Source organism: Micromonospora sp. NPDC023956, from assembly GCF_040639195.1.
Lineage (GTDB): Bacteria > Actinomycetota > Actinomycetes > Mycobacteriales > Micromonosporaceae > Micromonospora.
In genome coordinates this window covers 698,663-716,075 of sequence record NZ_JBEZZN010000001.1, presented here as the reverse complement: position 1 = coordinate 716,075, position 17,413 = coordinate 698,663, and the positions used below count along the sequence as shown (strand labels likewise).

At 73.0% G+C, this 17,413-nt stretch carries 18 protein-coding genes; 13 read left to right on the top strand and 5 right to left on the bottom strand.

The annotated features are described in order from the left end of the window. Both AB0F58_RS02015 and AB0F58_RS02010 read left to right on the top strand, forming a co-directional pair. A complete protein-coding gene (locus AB0F58_RS02015) occupies nucleotides 1-1,185 on the top strand; it encodes an acyl-CoA dehydrogenase family protein (protein ID WP_357136577.1) in 1,185 nt (394 codons plus the stop codon). Between the two features lie 10 nt (nucleotides 1,186-1,195). Next, complete coding sequence (locus tag AB0F58_RS02010; protein WP_357136575.1) at nucleotides 1,196-2,344, top strand: acyl-CoA dehydrogenase family protein; 1,149 nt, start codon at nucleotides 1,196-1,198, stop codon at nucleotides 2,342-2,344. An 88-nt stretch (nucleotides 2,345-2,432) separates the two neighbouring features. On the opposite strand, the gene AB0F58_RS02005 is transcribed toward AB0F58_RS02010, so the two are convergent. Beyond that, nucleotides 2,433-3,239, bottom strand: a complete 807-nt coding sequence (locus AB0F58_RS02005) for an SDR family oxidoreductase (RefSeq protein WP_357136571.1) — start codon at nucleotides 3,237-3,239, stop codon at nucleotides 2,433-2,435. After that, a complete protein-coding gene (locus tag AB0F58_RS02000) occupies nucleotides 3,239-4,390 on the bottom strand; it encodes an acetyl-CoA C-acetyltransferase (protein ID WP_357136568.1) in 1,152 nt (383 codons plus the stop codon). Before AB0F58_RS02000 ends, AB0F58_RS02005 begins: the two co-directional genes overlap by 1 nt. 182 nt (nucleotides 4,391-4,572) lie before the next feature. On the opposite strand from AB0F58_RS02000, the gene AB0F58_RS01995 reads away from it, so the two are divergent. Next, nucleotides 4,573-6,177: an AMP-binding protein gene (locus AB0F58_RS01995; RefSeq protein ID WP_357136814.1), complete on the top strand. Its 1,605-nt coding sequence runs from the start codon at nucleotides 4,573-4,575 to the stop codon at nucleotides 6,175-6,177. A gap of 208 nt (nucleotides 6,178-6,385) precedes the next feature. Here AB0F58_RS01995 and AB0F58_RS01990 read toward each other — a convergent pair whose 3' ends face one another. Further along, nucleotides 6,386-7,462, bottom strand: coding sequence for a phosphotransferase family protein (locus tag AB0F58_RS01990; protein ID WP_357136566.1), 1,077 nt, complete (start codon nucleotides 7,460-7,462; stop codon nucleotides 6,386-6,388). A gap of 105 nt (nucleotides 7,463-7,567) precedes the next feature. Continuing rightward, the gene (locus AB0F58_RS01985; RefSeq protein ID WP_357136563.1) at nucleotides 7,568-8,155 is read right to left on the bottom strand and encodes a TetR/AcrR family transcriptional regulator; all 588 of its coding nucleotides are present in this window, start codon (nucleotides 8,153-8,155) and stop codon (nucleotides 7,568-7,570) included. A 198-nt stretch (nucleotides 8,156-8,353) separates the two neighbouring features. Here AB0F58_RS01985 and AB0F58_RS01980 point away from each other — a divergent pair, with 198 nt between their 5' ends. Together AB0F58_RS01980 and AB0F58_RS01975 are read left to right on the top strand one after the other, a co-directional pair. Then, nucleotides 8,354-9,307, top strand: coding sequence for an SDR family NAD(P)-dependent oxidoreductase (locus AB0F58_RS01980; RefSeq protein ID WP_357136561.1), 954 nt, complete (start codon nucleotides 8,354-8,356; stop codon nucleotides 9,305-9,307). A gap of 33 nt (nucleotides 9,308-9,340) precedes the next feature. Continuing rightward, entirely contained in the window at nucleotides 9,341-10,153 is an 813-nt protein-coding gene (locus AB0F58_RS01975) for a TIM barrel protein (RefSeq protein WP_357136557.1), read from the top strand. 4 nt (nucleotides 10,154-10,157) lie between these two features. Here AB0F58_RS01975 and AB0F58_RS01970 read toward each other — a convergent pair whose 3' ends face one another. Continuing rightward, the gene (locus AB0F58_RS01970; protein WP_357136554.1) at nucleotides 10,158-10,919 is read right to left on the bottom strand and encodes an enoyl-CoA hydratase-related protein; all 762 of its coding nucleotides are present in this window, start codon (nucleotides 10,917-10,919) and stop codon (nucleotides 10,158-10,160) included. A gap of 176 nt (nucleotides 10,920-11,095) precedes the next feature. Between AB0F58_RS01970 and AB0F58_RS01965 the strand changes: the two genes are divergently transcribed. Genes AB0F58_RS01965 through AB0F58_RS01930 form a run of 8 tightly spaced genes read left to right on the top strand, consistent with a single transcriptional unit; the run spans nucleotide 11,096 to nucleotide 17,409 of the window. Beyond that, the gene (locus AB0F58_RS01965) at nucleotides 11,096-11,956 is read left to right on the top strand and encodes a CoA-transferase (RefSeq protein ID WP_357136551.1); all 861 of its coding nucleotides are present in this window, start codon (nucleotides 11,096-11,098) and stop codon (nucleotides 11,954-11,956) included. Continuing rightward, nucleotides 11,953-12,780, top strand: a complete 828-nt coding sequence (locus AB0F58_RS01960) for a CoA-transferase (RefSeq protein ID WP_357136548.1) — start codon at nucleotides 11,953-11,955, stop codon at nucleotides 12,778-12,780. Before AB0F58_RS01965 ends, AB0F58_RS01960 begins: the two co-directional genes overlap by 4 nt. After that, nucleotides 12,777-13,892, top strand: coding sequence for a nitronate monooxygenase (locus AB0F58_RS01955; protein ID WP_357136546.1), 1,116 nt, complete (start codon nucleotides 12,777-12,779; stop codon nucleotides 13,890-13,892). Before AB0F58_RS01960 ends, AB0F58_RS01955 begins: the two co-directional genes overlap by 4 nt. Before the next feature lie 2 nt (nucleotides 13,893-13,894). Next, entirely contained in the window at nucleotides 13,895-14,770 is an 876-nt protein-coding gene (locus AB0F58_RS01950) for an SDR family NAD(P)-dependent oxidoreductase (RefSeq protein WP_357136543.1), read from the top strand. Continuing rightward, nucleotides 14,763-15,560 (top strand): SDR family oxidoreductase, encoded by a 798-nt coding sequence (locus AB0F58_RS01945; RefSeq protein WP_357136540.1) that lies wholly within the window; start codon nucleotides 14,763-14,765, stop codon nucleotides 15,558-15,560. The genes AB0F58_RS01950 and AB0F58_RS01945 overlap by 8 nt, the downstream gene beginning before the upstream one ends. A 60-nt stretch (nucleotides 15,561-15,620) precedes the next feature. Next, a complete protein-coding gene (locus AB0F58_RS01940; protein ID WP_357136537.1) occupies nucleotides 15,621-16,094 on the top strand; it encodes a MaoC family dehydratase N-terminal domain-containing protein in 474 nt (157 codons plus the stop codon). Beyond that, nucleotides 16,091-16,624, top strand: coding sequence for a MaoC/PaaZ C-terminal domain-containing protein (locus AB0F58_RS01935; protein ID WP_357136534.1), 534 nt, complete (start codon nucleotides 16,091-16,093; stop codon nucleotides 16,622-16,624). The genes AB0F58_RS01940 and AB0F58_RS01935 overlap by 4 nt, the downstream gene beginning before the upstream one ends. Beyond that, nucleotides 16,621-17,409 carry an enoyl-CoA hydratase family protein gene (locus AB0F58_RS01930; RefSeq protein WP_357136531.1) on the top strand — a complete coding sequence of 263 codons (789 nt, stop codon included), beginning with the start codon at nucleotides 16,621-16,623 and terminating at the stop codon, nucleotides 17,407-17,409. The genes AB0F58_RS01935 and AB0F58_RS01930 overlap by 4 nt, the downstream gene beginning before the upstream one ends. The last annotated feature ends 4 nt before the right edge of the window (nucleotides 17,410-17,413 follow it).

The window sequence follows — 17,413 nt, the reverse complement described above, 5'->3', positions numbered from 1 at the left end:
ATGGGTACGGGCACGGCGCAGGCCACCGGTGCGCCGGAGAGCGACGAGCAGTTCCGGGCCGAGATCCGCGGCTGGCTCCACGCGGCCCTCACCGGGCCGTTCGCCGAGGCCGCCGGCACCGGCGGCGAGGGGCGCGAGCACGAGGCGCACGAACTGCGCCGCGAGTGGGAGCGCCACCTGGGCCGGGCCGGCTGGATCGGCCTCGGCTGGCCCCGCGAGTACGGCGGTCGCCCGGCGACCCTGGCCCAGCAGGTCATCTATCACGAGGAGTACGCGCGCGCCGACGCCCCCGGCCGGCTCGGGCACATGTCCGAGCAGCTGCTCGGCCCGACCCTGCTCGCCTTCGGCACGCCGGAGCAGAAGGCGCGCTTCCTGCCCGGCATCACCAGCGGCGAGGACATCTGGTGCCAGGGCTACTCCGAGCCCGACGCCGGCTCGGACCTCGCCGGGGTACGCACCCGCGCGGAGCGCCGGGGCGGGAGCTACGTGATCACCGGGCAGAAGGTGTGGACCTCGCTCGCGCACCTGGCCGACTGGTGCTTCGTGCTGTGCCGCACCGACCCCGACTCGACCCGTCATGCGGGCCTGTCCTACCTGCTCGTGCCGATGGATCAGCCCGGCATCACGGTGCGCCCGATCACCCAGCTGACCGGCACGAGCGAGTTCAACGAGGTCTTCTTCGACGGGGCCGTCGCCGCCGTCGAGCACCGGGTCGGTGCCGAGGGCGAGGGCTGGAAGGTCGCCATGGGCACCCTGGGCTTCGAACGTGGCGTGTCGACCCTCGGCCAGCAGATCGGCTTCCGTCGGCGCCTCGACGCCGTCATCGCCCGCGCCCGCGAGAACGGCGCCTGGCAGGAGCCGGCGCTGCGGGAGCGCCTCGTCGAGGCGTACATCGGGCTCGAGGTGATGCGGCACTCGGCGGTGCGACTGCTCGCGTCCGCCGGTGCGGGTCTGTCCGGCCTGGAGGCGTCGATCTCCAAGTTGCAGTGGGCCAACTGGAACCGCTCGCTCGGCGAGCTCGCGGTCGACGTCGAGGGGACCGGCGCGCTGCTCACCGGGCCCGAGTACGAGCTGGACGATGCCCAGACCCACTTCCTCTTCAGCCGCGCCAACACGATCTACGGCGGCTCCGACGAGATCCAGCGCAACATCATCGCCGAGCGCCTGCTCGGCCTGCCCCGATGAGGTAAGGACGATGACCGAAGCGAGCGCCGACCGCCGGCCGGTGGCCGAGACGGTGGGTCCCGAGGCGGCCGAGGAGCTGGCCCAGATCCGCGCCTCCGTCGTCGAGGTGCTCGACGAACGGGCCGGCCTGCGCCGCACCCACGAGCTCATGGTCGGTACGCCGGGCCACGACCCGCAGCTGCACGAGCTGCTCACGGCTGAGCTGGGCCTGCTCGGCCTCGTCGTGCCGGAGCACCTCGGCGGGCTCGGCCTCGACGTGTCCGCCGCGACCGCCGTCGTCGAGGAGCTCGGGGCCCGGCTCGTGCCCGGCGCGCTCGCGACGAGCCTCACCGCGATCCTCGCCGCCCGTGCCCTCGGCCCGAGCGCCGAGCCCCTGCTGGCGCGGGTCGTGGACGACCAGCTGACCCTGGCCGGTGCCCTCGCCGAGGACGGCGCGGGTTGGGACCTCGCGCAGACCGCCACCCGGGCCACCGGCACCGGGGCCGGATGGGCACTGACCGGGACCAAGACCCTCGTCGCCGGAGTCGAAGCCGCCCGGGTCGTCCTCGTCACCGCCCGGGACGGGGGCGGTGAGGTCGGCGTCTACGCCGTGGACGTGGCGGCCGACGGGGTGGGCGTGCGGACGCACATGACGCTCGACCAGACCCGGCGGCTGAGCACGGTGCACCTCCGCGAGGCCGCCGCCACCCGGGTCGACGCCCCCGGCGGCGAGGGCGGAGCCCGGGTGCTGCTCGACCACGTGCGGGCCATGCTCGCGCTGGAGTCGGTCGCCGCCGCCCGCGCCTGCCTCGACCGCACCGTCGAGTACCTCAAGGTCCGCGAGCAGTTCGGCCGTCCGATCGGGTCGTTCCAGGCCCTCAAGCACCGCTGCGCCGACCTCGCCGTCGCGGTCGCCGGAGCGCGGGCCACGGCCGACCACCTCGTCACGACGCTGCGCACCGGGGCCGTCACCCGTTCGCACGACGCGGCACTGGCCAAGCTGGTCTGCACCGACACGCTGATGACCGTGGCAGCCGAGGCGATCCAGCTGCACGGCGGCATCGGGTTCACCTTCGAGCACGATGCGCACCTGTTCTTCAAACGCGGTAAGTCGGCGCAGCTGCTGGCCGGTTCCCCGGCGATGGTCCGGGCCGACGTGGCAGCGCTCGCCGGTCTCTGAGCCCGGCTGCCGACATCCATGGCAGGCAACGGCGCCCGACTCGGGCTCCGCACCGACCGGTGCGGACCCGAATCGAACCCCGCGGCGCTCAGCCGAGCGGACCGGTGCCGGGCGGCTGGGCGGCCAGGTGCCGCGACGGGATCTCCCCGCCACCGGCGACGACGATCTCCGTACCGGTGACGTAGCCGGCCAGCGGCGAGGCGAGCAACAGGCAGGCTGCGGCGACGTCGGCCGGGGTGGCCATCCGCCGCATGGGGATCGTCCGGGCCACGCGCTCCTGTCCCGCCTCGTCGCCGTAGTAGAGGTGCGACAGTTCGGTCTGCACGAGACCCACCGTCACCTGGTTGACCCGCACGGCCGGCGCGAAGTCGATCCCGAGGCACCGGGTCAGCATCGTCAGGCCTGCCTTGGCAGCGGCGTACGCGGCGGTGTCCGGGGCCGGGTTGACCCCGGCGACCGAGCCGATGTTGATGATCGTCCCGCTGCCCTGACGCTGCATGACCTCGTTGGCCTGCTGGGCGAGGTAGAACGGCGCGAGCAGGTTGAGCGTGACGATCGCCGAGACGAAGCGCGGGGAGACCGTCGCGGTGTCGGCACTCGGCGCGCCACCGGCGTTGTTGACCAGGATGTCGAGCCGGCCGAACCGGTCCACCGTCGCGGCGACGAGGGCCGTGGCCTGCTCCGGGTCACGCACGTCCGACCGGACGAAGACGGGCGTGCGTCCGTCGACCTCGGGCAGCTGCTCGGGCTCGCTACGGCCGCACACCAGCACTCGCGCCCCGGCCCTGAGGAGGGTGCGGGTGATCTCGGCGCCGATGCCACGGGTGCCTCCGGTGACGATGGCGACCTGACCGGCCAGGTCGACGCCCTCGGGTGTGGCGGGGGAGGGGGTCATCAGAGCTTCTCGATGATCGTCACGTTGGCCTGGCCGCCACCCTCACACATGGTCTGCAGGCCGTAGCGGCCGCCGGTGCGCTCGAGCTCGTGCAGCAGGGTGGTCATGAGCCGGGCGCCGGTGGCGCCGAGTGGGTGGCCCAGGGCGATCGCGCCGCCGTTGACGTTGACCCGCTCCGGGTCGGCCCCCGTCTCCTTGATCCAGGCGAGCACGACCGAGGCGAACGCCTCGTTGACCTCGAACAGGTCGATGTCCTCGATCGACAGCCCGGTGCGCTCGAGCGCGTGGGCGGTGGCCGGGATCGGGGCGGTGAGCATGAACACCGGGTCGTCGGCGCGCACCGACAGGTGGTGGATCCGGGCGCGCGGCTGCACCCCGTGCTCGGTCATGGCCCGCTCGCTCATGACGAGCAGGGCGGCCGCGCCGTCGCAGAGCTGGCTCGCGGCGGCGGCGGTGACCCGGCCGCCCGGGGTGAGCGGGGCGAGAGCGGCCATCCTGTCCAGGCTCGTGTCGGCGCGCGGACAGGTGTCGGTGTCGACGTCGCCGACGGCGCGGATCTCGCGGGTGAAGCGGCCCTCGGCGATGGCCCGCAGGGCCCGCTCGTGGCTGCGCAGGGCGAAGCGCTCCATCTCCGCACGGCTGATGGCCCACTTCTCGGCGATCATCTCGGCCGAGCGGAACTGCGAGATCTCCTGGTCGCCGTAGCGCTCGCGCCAGCCGGTGGACCCGGAGAAGGGATCGCCGAAGCCGTACTGCTGACCCGCGAGCATCGCGGCCGAGATGGGGATGGCGCTCATGTTCTGCACGCCTCCGGCGACGACGACGTCGTTGACTCCGGCCATGACGGCCTGGGCCGCGAAGTGCACCGCCTGCTGGCTCGAGCCGCACTGCCGGTCCACGGTGACCCCCGGCACGTGCTGCGGGAGGCCGCCGGCGAGCCAGGCGGTGCGGGCGACGTCACCGGCCTGCGGGCCGATGGTGTCGACGCAGCCGAACACGACGTCCTCGACGGCGTCGGGGTCGACCCCCGAGGAGCTGATGAGACTGGTGAGCGCGGCGGCGCCCAGGTCGGCGGGGTGGACGCCCGCGAGCGCGCCACCGCGTCGCGTGACGGGGGTGCGGACAGCGTCCACCAGGTATGCCTCTGCCACCGGATTCCCTTCCTCCAGATGCTTCGCCGGTCGGTGCCGGACGTCGGATCGGTCGAGTCTGCGTGGCTCGCTGACGGGGGAGCGGGCATCGCCGCGACTAGTCTAGCAAGCGCTTGGTTGGTAGTCTGTGGTCCGGTCCGGACAGCTGACCGGCTCCGCGTGAGGAGATGTGCGTGAGTGACGTGTCGACCACGATCCCCGCCCTGCTGCGGCAGGCCGCGCAGGACGCTGCCGCGCTCGAGGCCCTGGTCGACGGTGACCTGCGGATGACCTTCGCCGAACTCGACGCGGCCGTCACCCGGTTCGCCCGGGCTGCGGTCGCCCACGGTCTCGAGCCGGGGGACCGCGTCGTCGTCTGGGCCCCGAACAGCGCCGACTGGGTCGTCAGCGCCCTCGGCGTGCTGGCCGCCGGCGGCGTGCTCTGCCCCGTCAACACCCGTTTCCGCGGAGCGGAGGCGCGGGACGCCATCGCCAAGGTCCGGGCCACGATGGTCATCCTCGACGACACCTTCCTGCGCGCCGACTACCTGGCCGCGCTGCGCGGCGACGGGCCACCACCGGCCGTCGGGCACCCCGTGCCGCTGCTGCCCTCGGTGCGCACCGTCGTCGACCTGTCCGGCGCCGGCCGCGAGCAGGCCGGTGACGGCGTGTGGTCCCTGGCCGACTTCACCGCGCTGGCCGACCAGGTCGCCCCCGGCGTCGTCGACCAACGGATCGCCGCCCTCGACTCCGAGGGCATGGCCGACATCCTGTTCACCTCGGGCGCCACCGGCTACCCCAAGGGTGCGATGGTCTCGCACGCCTCGAACCTGCGCGTCAACCGGGAGTGGGCCCGGCTCGTCGGGCTGCGGCGCGGCGACCGCTACCTCATGGTCAACCCGTTCTTCCACAGCTTCGGCTACCGGGCCGGCATCCTGGCCTGCCTGCTCATGCGTGCCACGATCATCCCGGTCGCCGTGTTCGACGTCGGGACCGTGCTGCGCCTCGTCGAGCGGGAACGCGTCACCGTCTTCCCCGGCGCGCCCACCGTGTACACCTCCCTGCTCGAGCACCCCGACTTCGGCGCCCACGACGTCAGCTCGGTGCGCCTGGCCGTCACCGGGGCCACGGTCGTGCCGGTGCCGCTGCTGCGCCGGATGCGCGAGGAACTCGGCTTCCGCGACGTCATCACCGCCTACGGCCTGACCGAGACGTGCGGCACCGCGACCGTGTGCCCGCCCGACACCGACCTCGAGCGGATCTCGACCAGCTGCGGACGGGCGATCCCGGGCACCGAGCTGCGGATCGTCGGTCTCGACGGACAGCCGCTGCCGACCGGTGAGGCCGGCGAGATCCTCGTGCGCGGCTACAACGTGATGCTGGGCTACTTCGAGGACCCGGTCGCCACGGAGCAGGCCATCGACGAGGACGGTTGGCTGCACACCGGTGACGTCGGCTGGGTCGACGAGGACGGCTACCTGCGCATCACCGACCGGATCAAGGACGTCTACATGGTCGGGGGCTTCAACGTCTATCCCGCCGAGGTCGAGCGCGTGCTGCACGAGCACCCGGCGGTCTCCGACGTCGCCGTCGTCGGGGTCCCCGACGCGCGGATGGGCGAGGTCGGCAGCGCCTTCGTGCAGACCGTGCCCGACTGGAGCGGGGACGAGTCGGTGCTCGTCGCCGAGCTCGACGCGTGGTGCCGGGACCGGCTGGCCAACTTCAAGCGCCCCCGCAGCTTCAGCATCGTCCCGACCCTGCCACGAACCCCGAGCGGGAAGATCCAGAAGTTCAAGCTCACCGGGTGAGCCCGGCGCTCGCGGTCCCGCCACCGGGGCCTCGAAGCAGGCCCTCGTACGGCCGGCGGCCGGGGTACGGCGATGGTCGTCGAGCGGCTCTCCCGGCGCCCTGGCTCTCCCGGCGCCCCGGCTCTCCCCGCGCCCCGGCGCCCGGTCCCGGCGCCCGGTCCCGGTCCCGGTCCCGGTCCGGGTGTGCGGGTCCACGGCCGGGCGCGGGTCAGTGCCGGCGCAGCGCCGCCGCGAGGGTCGCCGCCCGGCCGGCGAGGGAGGCCGACTGCTCGGCGAACGAGGCCGCGGTGCGGTCGCCACCGCTCATCGCGCCCTGCGCGACCCTGGTGTGCACGCCCTCGACGATGCACGCGGTCTTCCACCAGTTGTAGGCGACGAAGTAGTCGACTCGCGCCGGGTCGGCGCCGGTGGCGAGGCAGTACCGGGCGAGCAGCTCGTCCCGGGTCGAGAAGCCGGGCAGGACCGTGGCCGGGTCGTGCAGCGCACGGGCCGCGTCGTCGGCCTGCGCCCAGTAGACGAGCAGCTGGCCGATGTCGGCCACCGGGTCCCCGACCGTGGCCAGCTCCCAGTCGAGCACGCCCCGCACCCGCCACCGGGAGTCGAGCATGCAGTTGTCGAGGCGGAAGTCCCCGTGCACGATTCCCGAGCGGGACTGCTCGGGAGCCGTGGCCACGAGATGCTCGTGCGCGGTTTCCAGATCGGGCAGGTCGCGGATCCTGGTCCGGTGCCAGTTCTCGTGCCAACGCCTGAGCTGGCGGGTGACGTAGTCACGACGACGGGCCAGCCCCGCGAGGCCGATGACCTCCGGTTCGAGCCGGTGCAGGGCCACGAGGGCGTCGACGAGCGTGGGGCCGATGAGCGCGCGGTCGGCCTCGGTGGTGAGCCGCTCGACGTCGGCGGGGCTGCGCAGGATCGTGCCGTCGAGGTGCTCGAGCACGACGAGCGGGGCGCCGGCCACCTCGCCCGTCTCCTCGGCGGCGAGCACTCGCGGCACCGGGAGGTGGCCGTGCAGGCCACGCAGGATCCGCGCCTCGCGCAGCACGTCGTGCGCGGTGGCCGGGTGGTCCCCGAGCGGTGGACGCCGCAGGACGACGACATGGCCGGCCTGGTCGGTGGTCCGGTAGGTGAGGTTGGAGCGTCCCCCGGCGAGGAGCTCGTGTCGCAGGTTCCCCTGTAGCTCGGGTACGGCGCGGCCGAGCCAGGCGTCGACCTCCGCCGGGAGTCCGGCGGGTTGGGTGGTGCCGATCGGGGCCGGACCGGTCCGCGCGTGACCTGCTGCCGTCATCGGAGCGCCTCCTCGCCGTCGGAACGACGAGCGTAGCAAGCGCTTGGTTGATTTGCCGGGTCGTGCGCCGAGGCGTGGGCGCCCTTTGGCGCGGGCCGGCCGTGCTCAGGCGCGGGTGAGGAACCCGTCGAGGTAGACCGAGACGAAGTCGTCGGCGAAGGCCGCCCGGGAGTACGACGGGGTCGGCCGGAACCAGCGGACGGAGAGCCACAGTGAGTCACGCAGGAGGCCGTGCAGCACGCGCACCGGGATGTCGTCGCGGAAGTCGCCGCTGGCGATGCCGGCCTCGAGCACCTGGATCCAGGCCTGCTGGATCGACGTGGCCGACTCGCGGATGCGCTCGTAGCCGTCGATCGTGGGCAGGTAGGTGCTCAGGTTCTGGTAGATCTCGGTCGCGTGCGGGTGGGCCTCGATGGTGGCCAGTGAACTCGTCACGAGCTCGCGTAGTTGGGTCGCCGGGCTCCGGTCGGACGCCAGCACCGTGGCGTAGCGGGAGGCCAGGTCGGTCAGGTAGTCCGAGATGATCGCGTCGACCATCTCGTCCTTGGACTTGAAGTGGTGGTAGAGGCTGCCCGAGAGCATGCCGACCGAGTCGGCGATCTCGCGGACGGTCGTGGCGACGATCCCTTTGGCCGCGAAGAGGTGTGCGGCGTTGTCGAGGATGACCGAGCGGCGGTCCTGGGTCACCGGCATCTGGGGTACTCCCGGTTCCTCGATCGTAGTTGGTCAAGCGCTTGTTTATACCACTTCGACGGCTCCCGTAGCCGGCACGGGCATGGATGTCTCTTGACCGGGAAAACCGTGCCGTCTATGGTGCAGCCAACCAAGCGCTCGTTCGGTCGCGTCGGGGGCCGCGCTCCGGACCCCGATCCGCCGGAAGAGGCTGCCCGCATGTCCGATCCGAGGACCGCACCGGTCCCCACCGTCCTGCCCGGCAACGGGCCTGGTGGTCCACCCGCCTCCCGGGCGGCGGACGGGGAGGCCGGTCTGCTCGCCGGCCGCGTCGTCCTCGTCACCGGCGCCGCCAACGGGTTGGGGGCGGCGTACGCGCGCGGCATCGCCGCGGCCGGGGCCCACGTGGTCGCCGTCGACCTCGACGCACAGGGACTCGAACGGCTCAGCGGGCAGCTCGCCGCAGCCGGTGGCCGCAGCTCGACCAGGGTCGCCGACATCGCCGACTGGACGACCGCGCACGACCTCGTGCGTGACTGTCTCGCCGAGTACGGCCAGCTCGACGGCCTGGTCAACAACGCTGGCGTCTTCGCCATGGCCCACGCCGGCACCGAGTCCGAGGCCACGGTACGCCGGATGATCGAGGTCAACGTGCTCGGCACCATCGCCTGGGGCAACGCCGCGATCGCGACGATGCGCACCCAGGGCCACGGGGTCCTGGTCAACGTCACCTCGGCTGAGCAGATGGGCCGTGCCGAGACGGCCGTGTACGGGGCGACGAAGGCCGCGATCGCCACGCTCACCTACGCGTGGGCTGCCGAACTCGCCGGGGCCGGAATCCGGGTGAACGCGATCTCCCCGAACGCCCAGACCCGGATGGCCGAGGTGCTCGAGCAGTTCCGCGGTGCCCCGAGCGGGCAGAACGCGGCGATCGCGCCGGAGGCCAACGTGCCGCTGCTGCTCTACCTGCTCTCGGACCTCAGCGCCGAGCTCACCGGTCAGGTGCTGCGCTCCTGCGGTCCCGAACTGATGCTGACCACCCACCCGGCGCTCGCCGACCCCGTGCTGCGACATCCGGCGTGGACCCCGGAGCGGATCGCCGAGGCCGTCACCACGCGGCTGCACCTGGCGCCCCTCGGGGTACGCCGGGTGCGCATCGAGTACCTCGACTGACCCGACGGCCGATCCCGAACCGACAGGAGTCCGATGTCCGCGATCAACCCGATCTGCGTCAGCGGCATGGCCGCGACGTCCTGGGCCCTGCCCGAGGAGATCGCGATGTACCGGCGTGCCGGCACCGACCTCGTCGGCCTGCAGTGCGGCAAGGTCGCCGCCTTCGGCGTGCCGGCCCTCGGCGATCTGCTCGCCGAGCACGACGTGCGGCTCGGCTACCTCGTGCACGGCTTCACCGCCCATCCGGACGACGAGTCGGGCTGGGCGCAGCAGGTCGCGGCACTACAGGCCGGCGTCGTCGACGCCGGTACGCTCGGGGCCGACCTCGTCTACCTCACGTCGGGCCCGTCGGCACACCTGACGTGGGAGGAGGCGGCCGACCGGTTCGCCGCGCGGATCAGCCCGGTCGTGGCCACCGCCCGGGAGCACGGCGTACGCCTCGCCGTGGAGAACACCCTGCCGGTCAGGTGCGACCTCAGCTTCACCCACAGCGCGCGGGACGCCTTCGCCCTGGCCGACCTCTGCGGCATCGGCAGCTGCCTCGACCTCTACTGCTGCTGGCAGGAGCGGGGCCTGACCGACCTGGTCCGTGAGCGGGTCGCGCAGATCGAGCTCGTGCAGGTGTCCGACTTCCGGGTCGGCACCTCGACCTTCCCGAACCGGTGGGTGCCCGGGGACGCCGACCTGCCGGTGGCCGGCCTGCTGGGGACCGTGCTGCGGGCCGGCTACCCCGGCATCGTCGACGTCGAGTTGCTCGGCCCGGCCATCGAGGCCGAGGGTGTCGAGTCGGCGGTGACCCGCTCGGTCACGTGGACGCGCGAGCAGATCACGGCGGCGCGACCCTGAGCGCTCAGGGCAGGTCCGCCCACCGGGGCGCGCGCCTGGCGACGAACGCGGCCGCGCCCTCGGCGGCATCCGGTCCGGCCAGCAGTTCGAGGGTCGCGAGTCGGTTGGCCGCGGCGAGGTCGCGTTCGCGGGTGTCCAGGCTCAGGTGCATGAGCCGTTTGGTCGCCTGCACCGCTGCCGGGGAGTGGGCCGCGATCCGGGCGCCGAGCGCGAGCGCGCGCGGGAGGACCTCGTCGGCGGGGGCCACGACGTTGACCAGGCCCAGTTGGTAGGCCCGGGCCGCCGGAAGCGGCTCGGTCGTCAACCCGAGTTCGAGGGCGACGGCGACCGGCAGGCGGCGGGGCAGGTCGGTACCGCCCTCGGAGGCGGCGATGCCGCGTCCCACCTCGGGCAGGGCGAAGTAGACGTGCTCGGCCGCCACCACGAGGTCGCAGGCGAGGGCGAGTTCGAAGCCGCCGCCGACGGCGGGCCCGTTGACCGCGGCGACGACCGGCTTGCGGTAGCCGCCGCGCAGCAGCGTCAGCGGACTGCGGGCCACGTCGACGAGGCGCCCCTGCGCCGCGGCGCGCAGGTCCATCCCGGCGCTGAAGGCCAGCTCGCCGGTGCCGGTGAGGACGACCGCGCGCACGCCCGGGTCCGCGTCGTACCCGAGCAGGGCGTCGGTCATCGCCAGGAGGGTTTCGGGGTCGAGGGCGTTGCGCACCTGCGGCCGGTTGATCCTGATGACCCCCACCGCATCGACGCGCTCGCATACCACGTTCTCCATCGTCCCGTCCTCCCAGCCGCCAAGGGCTTGACCCTCTCCTGGAGGCTGCCTAGGCTACCAACCAAGCGCTTGCTACATGGTCACCGGCCGCGGACACTCCGGCACGCGACTCGCCCTTCGCACCGCTCGCCGCCGCGCTCGAGCAGTACCCCGACAGACGCAACGATGAGGGACACATGGCCGACAAGACTCTGACTACCCGCGACGTCGTGTCGCGGCTCGAATCCGGCATGACCATCGGTATCGGGGGATGGGGCTCACGGCGCAAGCCGATGGCCCTCGTGCGCGAGATCCTGCGCTCCGACCTCAGGGACCTGACCGTCGTCAGCTACGGCGGGCCGGACGTCGGCCTGCTCTGCGCCGCCGGCAAGGTCAGGAAGGTCGTCTTCGGTTTCGTCTCCCTCGACAGCATCGCCCTCGACCCGCACTTCCGCGCCGCGCGGCAGAGCGGCGCCGTCGAGGTCGCCGAGTACGACGAGGGCATGCTCCAGTGGGGGCTGTACGCCGCCGGCATCCGCCTGCCCTTCCTGCCGACCCGCGCCGGCCTCGGTTCGGACGTCATGACGCACAACCCCGACCTCAAGCTCGTCCAGGACCCGTACGGGACCGAGCAGCTCGTGGCCATGCCGCCGCTGCGCCTCGACGTGGCCCTCGTGCACATGAACCGCGCCGACGCCCGGGGCAACGGTCAGTTCCTCGGGCCCGACCCGTACTTCGACGACCTCTACTGCCTCGCCGCCGACCAGGCCTTCATGTCCTGCGAGCGGATCGTGCCCACGGCCGAGCTCGGCGCCGCCGGGCATCCGGCGACGATCAAGATCAACCGCCAGCTCGTCACCGGCGTCGTCGAGACCCCGAACGGCGCGCACTTCACCTCCTGCGCCCCCGACTACCCGCGCGACGAGGCCTTCCAGCGGGAGTACGTCACGGCCGCTGGCGACCCGCAGGCCTGGGCCACCTTCGAGAAGCGGTACCTGTCCGGTACCGAGGACGACTACCAGGCGGCCGTCGCCGCCCGAGCCGAGGAGGTCGCATGAGCAGCACCGTCACCGAGCCCGCGGACCAGCCCACGAGCGGCGCCACCACTGCCGACGCGCCGGTGACCCGGGCCGAGTACTGCGCCGTCGCCGTGGCGGACGCGTTCGCCGGCGACGGTGAGTTCATCGCCAGCGCCTTCGGCACGATCCCGGCCATCGGCGTCCGCCTCGCCCGGCTCACCGTCGCCCCCGACCTGCTGCTCACCGACGGTGAGGCCACCTTCGTCTCCGGCACCTGGCAGATCGGCGCGGACCCGCACGCCACCGAGGGCGTCGTCGTCGAGGGCTGGAGCCCGTTCCGCACGATCTTCGACCTCGTCTGGCACGGCAAGCGGCACGTGATGATGATCCCGAGCCAGATCGACGGGCACGGCAACACCAACATCTCGGCCATCGGCGACTACGCCCAGCCCAAGGTCCAGCTGCTCGGCGTGCGCGGCGCCCCCGGCAACAGCGTCTACCACCCGACCAGCTACTGGGTGCCCAAACACTCCACCCGCACCTTCGTCCGGACCGTCGACATGGTCTCCGGCGTCGGTACCGACAACGCCCGCGCCGCCGGCCCGGCCGCCAGCGCGCACCACGACCTGCGCCGGGTCGTCACCAACCTCGCGGTCCTCGACTTCGGCGGCCCCGACGGCACGATGCGCCTGCTCAGCCTGCACCCCGGTGTCACGCTCGAGGAGTTCCGCGCGGCCACCGGCTGTGACGTGCACGTCGAGGGTGAGGTGCCGGCCACCCGCGAGCCGAGCGCCGAGGAGCTGCGCCTGATCCGCGAGGTCATCGACCCCCGCTCGCTGCGCGACCGCGAGATCCCCGCATGAACCGGGCCCCGGGGCCGCACCCGGCGCTGCGCACCCGGGCGACCGACCTGTTCGGGGTGCGGTACCCGATCGTCCAGACCGGCATGGGCTACGTCTCCGACGTGCGCCTGACCACCGCGACGGCCAACGCCGGCGGGCTGGGCATCCTCGCGGCCGGCCTGCTCTCCTACGACGAGCTCGTCGTGGCCGTCGAGCAGATCCAGGCCGGCACGGACGCGCCGTTCGGCGTCAACATCCGCGCCGACCAGCCCGACGTCGTCAAGCGCATCGACCTGCTCATCTCGGCCGGCGTCAGGGTCGCCTCCTTCGCGCTGGCCCCCAAGCAGGAACTCCTCGCCAGGTGCAAGGACGCCGGCCTCGTCGTCGTCCCGTCGATCGGCGCGCGCCGCCACGCCGAGAAGGTCGCCGCGTGGGGCGCCGACGCCGTCATCGTCCAGGGCGGTGAGGGCGGCGGCCACACCGGCGGCGTGCCCACCAGCCTGCTGCTGCCCCAGGTCGTCGACGCCGTCGACATCCCGGTCATCGGCGCCGGTGGCTTCTTCGACGGCCGCGGCCTCGTCGCCGCGCTGGCCTACGGTGCCGAGGGCATCGCCATGGGCACCCGCTTCCTGCTCACCAGCGACTCGCCGGTCCAGCCGTCGGTCAAGGACGTCTACCTCGCCAAGACGGTCAACGACACCGTCCTGACCCTGCAGGTCGACGGCGTGCCGCAGCGCGTGCTGCGGGCCGGCACGATCGAGGAGCTGGAGCGCACCTCCACCGTCGGCCGGCTGCTGCGGGCCGCGCGCAACGCCGTCGCCTTCCAGAAGCTGTCCCGCACACCGTGGGGCGAGATGGTCCGGGAGGGCCTGGCCATGCGCAAGGCCCACGACCTGACGTGGAGCCAGGTCGTCATGGCGGCCAACGCGCCGATGCTCTACCGGTCGGCCCTGCTGGAGGGCAGGACGGACGTCGGCGTCATGGCCACCGGTCAGGTCGTCGGACTCATCGACGACATCCCGAGCGTCGCCGAACTCATCGACCGCATCATCGACGAGGCCACCCGGACCCTCGACCGGCTCGGCGTGCCCGCGCCGGTCGCGGCGACCCCGGCCGGGCACAAGGAGGACTAGTCATGGGAGCACTGCAGGGACGGGTCGTCGTCGTCACCGGCGCCGGCCGCGGCCTCGGCCGTGAGCACGCGCTGCTCGCCGCCGCCGAAGGCGCCTCGGTCGTCGTCGCCGACACCGGCGCCGCCGCCAACGGCACCGGCAGCGACCCCTCGGTCGTCGAGGCCGTCGCCGCCGAGATCACCACCGCCGGCGGGCAGGCCGTGGCCAGCACCGCGGACGTCGCCACCACCGAGGGCGCCGGCGAGCTGCTCGCGCTCGCCCGGGACACCTACGGGCGCGTCGACGGCCTCGTCAACAACGCCGGAATCCTGCGGGACCGGATGTTCGTCAACATGAGCGAGGACGACTGGGACGCGGTGATCCGTGGCCAGCTGCGCGCGACGTTCGCGCCGTGCCGGGTGTTCGCCGACCACTGGCGCACCGAGTCCAAGGCCGGCAACCCGCCGGTCGCCTCGATCGTCAACGTCTCCTCGACCTCGGGCCTCGTCGGCGCCGTCGGGCAGACGAACTACGGCGCGGGCAAGGCCGGCATCGCCGCCCTCACCGTCATCCTCGCCGAGGAGATCGGCCGCTACGGCGTGCGCGTCAACGCGATCGTCCCGGTCGCCCGTACCCGGATGACCCAGGACCTGCCCGGCATCGGCGAGCTGGTCGCCGCACCGGCCGACCCCGCCGCGTTCGACGTCTACCACCCGGGCAACGTCTCCCCGCTCGTCGCCTGGCTGCTCACCGCCGACGCGCCGGTGACCGGCGAGGTGTACTACGCCAAGGGTGGCGAGATCCGTCGCTTCGCGCCGTGGAGCTACGACTGGACCGTCGACAAGGGCGCCCGCTGGACCGTCGAGGAGATCGCGAAGGAGATGGCTGCCCGTGTCTGACACCGGTCACACCGACGTCGGCGACTGGGCCGGCCCCGCCCACGGGCTGCTCTCCGGGCGCTCGGTGCTCGTCACCGCCGCAGCCGGCACCGGCATCGGCTTCGCGACGGCGCGTCGCGCCGCCGAGGAGGGCGCGCGGGTCGCCACCAGCGACCGTCACGAGCGCCGCCTCGCCGAGTCGGCCGACGAGATCGAGCGGCTCACCGGCACCCGGCCGCTCGCGGTGCCCTGCGACGTCACCGACCAGGCCCAGCTCGACCGCCTCATGGACACCGTCGCCGCCGAGTTCGGCGGCATCGACGTGCTCGTCAACAACGCCGGCCTCGGTGGCACCGCGGCCGTGCAGGACATGACCGACGACCAGTGGGACTCCGTCCTGTCGGTGACCCTGACCTCGACGTTCAAGGCGACCCGGTCGGTGCTGCGACACATGATCCCGGCCGGCAGGGGGGTCATCGTCAACAACGCCTCCGTCATCGGCTGGCGCGCGCAGAAGGGGCAGGCGCACTACGCCGCGGCCAAGGCCGGCGTCATGGCGCTGACCCGGTGCTCGGCCCTCGACGTCGCCGAGCACGGCATCCGGGTCAACGCGGTGTCGCCGAGCATCGCGATGCACGCCCACCTGGCCAGGGTTACCAGCGACGAGCTGCTCGCCGAGCTGTCGGCCCAGGAGGCCTTCGGCCGGGCCGCGACGCCGTGGGAGATCGCCAACGTCATCGTCTTCCTCGCCAGTGACTACTCGTCGTACATGACCGGCGAGGTCGTGTCCGTCTCGAGCCAGCACCCGTGACCACCCGGTGCGTGCCGGCGGCCCGTGCCGGCGCGCACCGACCACCGAAAGGAGCCTGTCGTGGCCAACCCCGACGCGCAGGGCGTCACCGGCGCCCCCTTCCGGCTCGACGTCGAGCGCGGCAAGATCCGCGAGTTCGCGCTGGCCACCGGAGCGGCCGACGCGGCCTACCTGCAGGAGGAGGACCCGGTCGTACAGCCGACGTTCCTCACGACGACCTTCTTCTGGCAGGGCGAGGACGCAAACCCGTGGTCCGCGGTCGAGCTCGACCAGCAGCGCGGCCTGCACGCCGAGCAGCAGTACACCTTCTTCGGCGAGCCGCCCCGCGCCGGGACCAGGCTCACCTGCCGGTCGCGCATCGGCGAGATCTACACCAAGGTGGGACGCCGTGGCGGTGAGATGACCTTCGCCGTGATGTACACCGACTTCCGCGACGAGAGCGGGCGTCTCGTCGCCCAGGCCAAGCTCACCGGTGTCGAGACGGCCCGCCCGCCGGACACCGGGGCCGCGACGCAGGACGGAGCGTCCGCATGAGCGACTCGACCGCCACCACCCGGCCCGGCACGACCGAGGTCGACCTGCCCGTCCCGGCGACCCCGCCGGTGCGCGTCCACGGCCCGGTGACCCGCACCGACTTCGTGCGCTACCAGGGCGCCTCGGGTGACATGAACCCGATCCACCACGACGAGGTCTTCGCCCGCGCCGCCGGGTTCCCGAGCCCCTTCTCGGTGGGCATGTGGCAGGCCAGCCTGCTCGGCACCTACGCCACCGACTGGCTCGGCGGCCCCAACGTACGGGACTTCCGCATCCGCTTCCTGGCCCAGGTGTGGCCGGGCGACACCCTCACGCTCGAGGGTGTTCCGCTGCGCACCTACGTGCTCGAGGGGGAGGACGGTCGGCAGGCCCGCGTCGACGTCGAGCTGACCTGCCGGCGTCAGACCGGTGACACGGCGGTCACCGCCTGGGCGACGTTCGTGCTGCCCGAGGCCGCCCTCGACACCGCCGTCGGGGGCGCGACACCCGAGACCACCGAGCCGCCCGAGACCACCGAGGAGCAGGGATGACCCCCACGACCCACCCGTCGGTGACGGCGACCACCCACCCCGACGGGATCGCCGAGATCGTCGTGGACAATCCACCGGTCAACGCGCTGCCCGTGGCCGGCTGGTTCGCGCTCGCCTCCGCTCTCGACGCCGCCGGCGCCGACGAGTCGGTGCGGGTCGTCGTGCTGCGCGCCGAGGGCCGCGGTTTCAACGCCGGCGTCGACATCAAGGAGATGCAGCGCACCGACGGCTTCACCGCGCTGCTCGGCGCCAACCGCGGCTGCTACGCCGCGTTCAAGGCCGTGTACGAGTGCCCCGTCCCGGTCGTCACCGCCGTCAACGGCTTCTGCCTCGGGGGCGGCATCGGCCTGGTCGGCAACTCCGACGTCATCGTCGCCTCCGACGACGCCACCTTCGGCCTGCCCGAGGTCGACCGCGGCGCCCTCGGCGCCGCGACCCACCTGTCCCGGTTGGTGCCCCAGCACCGGATGCGCGCCATGGTCTACACCTCGGCCACGGCCACCGCCCAGGAGCTGCACGCCTACGGCTCGGTGCACACCGTCGTACCCCGCGAGCAGCTGCGCGGGGCGGCGCTCGCGGTCGCGACCCAGATCGCCGGGAAGGACCCCACCGTCATCCGGGCCGCCAAGGCCTCGCTCAACGGCATCGACCTGTGGGACGTCAACCGCAGCTACCGCTTCGAGCAGGGCTTCACCTTCGAGCTCAACCTCTCCGGGGTCGCCGACCGGGCCCGCGACGAGTTCGCCGGTACCGAAAAGGCGGCGCGTCCGGGCAGCGAGGGCTGAGCCG

Coding starts and splice junctions, on each gene's coding strand:
- AB0F58_RS01950 (WP_357136543.1), top strand. CDS start 13,895: ATGGGAGCACTGCAGGGACGGGTCGTCGTCGTCACCGGCGCCGGCCGC.
- AB0F58_RS01935 (WP_357136534.1), top strand. CDS start 16,091: ATGAGCGACTCGACCGCCACCACCCGGCCCGGCACGACCGAGGTCGAC.
- AB0F58_RS01985 (WP_357136563.1), bottom strand. CDS start 8,155: ATGCCGGTGACCCAGGACCGCCGCTCGGTCATCCTCGACAACGCCGCA.
- AB0F58_RS02015 (WP_357136577.1), top strand. CDS start 1: ATGGGTACGGGCACGGCGCAGGCCACCGGTGCGCCGGAGAGCGACGAG.
- AB0F58_RS02005 (WP_357136571.1), bottom strand. CDS start 3,239: ATGACCCCCTCCCCCGCCACACCCGAGGGCGTCGACCTGGCCGGTCAG.
- AB0F58_RS01930 (WP_357136531.1), top strand. CDS start 16,621: ATGACCCCCACGACCCACCCGTCGGTGACGGCGACCACCCACCCCGAC.
- AB0F58_RS01965 (WP_357136551.1), top strand. CDS start 11,096: ATGGCCGACAAGACTCTGACTACCCGCGACGTCGTGTCGCGGCTCGAA.
- AB0F58_RS01980 (WP_357136561.1), top strand. CDS start 8,354: ATGTCCGATCCGAGGACCGCACCGGTCCCCACCGTCCTGCCCGGCAAC.
- AB0F58_RS01990 (WP_357136566.1), bottom strand. CDS start 7,462: ATGACGGCAGCAGGTCACGCGCGGACCGGTCCGGCCCCGATCGGCACC.
- AB0F58_RS02010 (WP_357136575.1), top strand. CDS start 1,196: ATGACCGAAGCGAGCGCCGACCGCCGGCCGGTGGCCGAGACGGTGGGT.
- AB0F58_RS01975 (WP_357136557.1), top strand. CDS start 9,341: ATGTCCGCGATCAACCCGATCTGCGTCAGCGGCATGGCCGCGACGTCC.
- AB0F58_RS01960 (WP_357136548.1), top strand. CDS start 11,953: ATGAGCAGCACCGTCACCGAGCCCGCGGACCAGCCCACGAGCGGCGCC.
- AB0F58_RS01955 (WP_357136546.1), top strand. CDS start 12,777: ATGAACCGGGCCCCGGGGCCGCACCCGGCGCTGCGCACCCGGGCGACC.
- AB0F58_RS01970 (WP_357136554.1), bottom strand. CDS start 10,919: ATGGAGAACGTGGTATGCGAGCGCGTCGATGCGGTGGGGGTCATCAGG.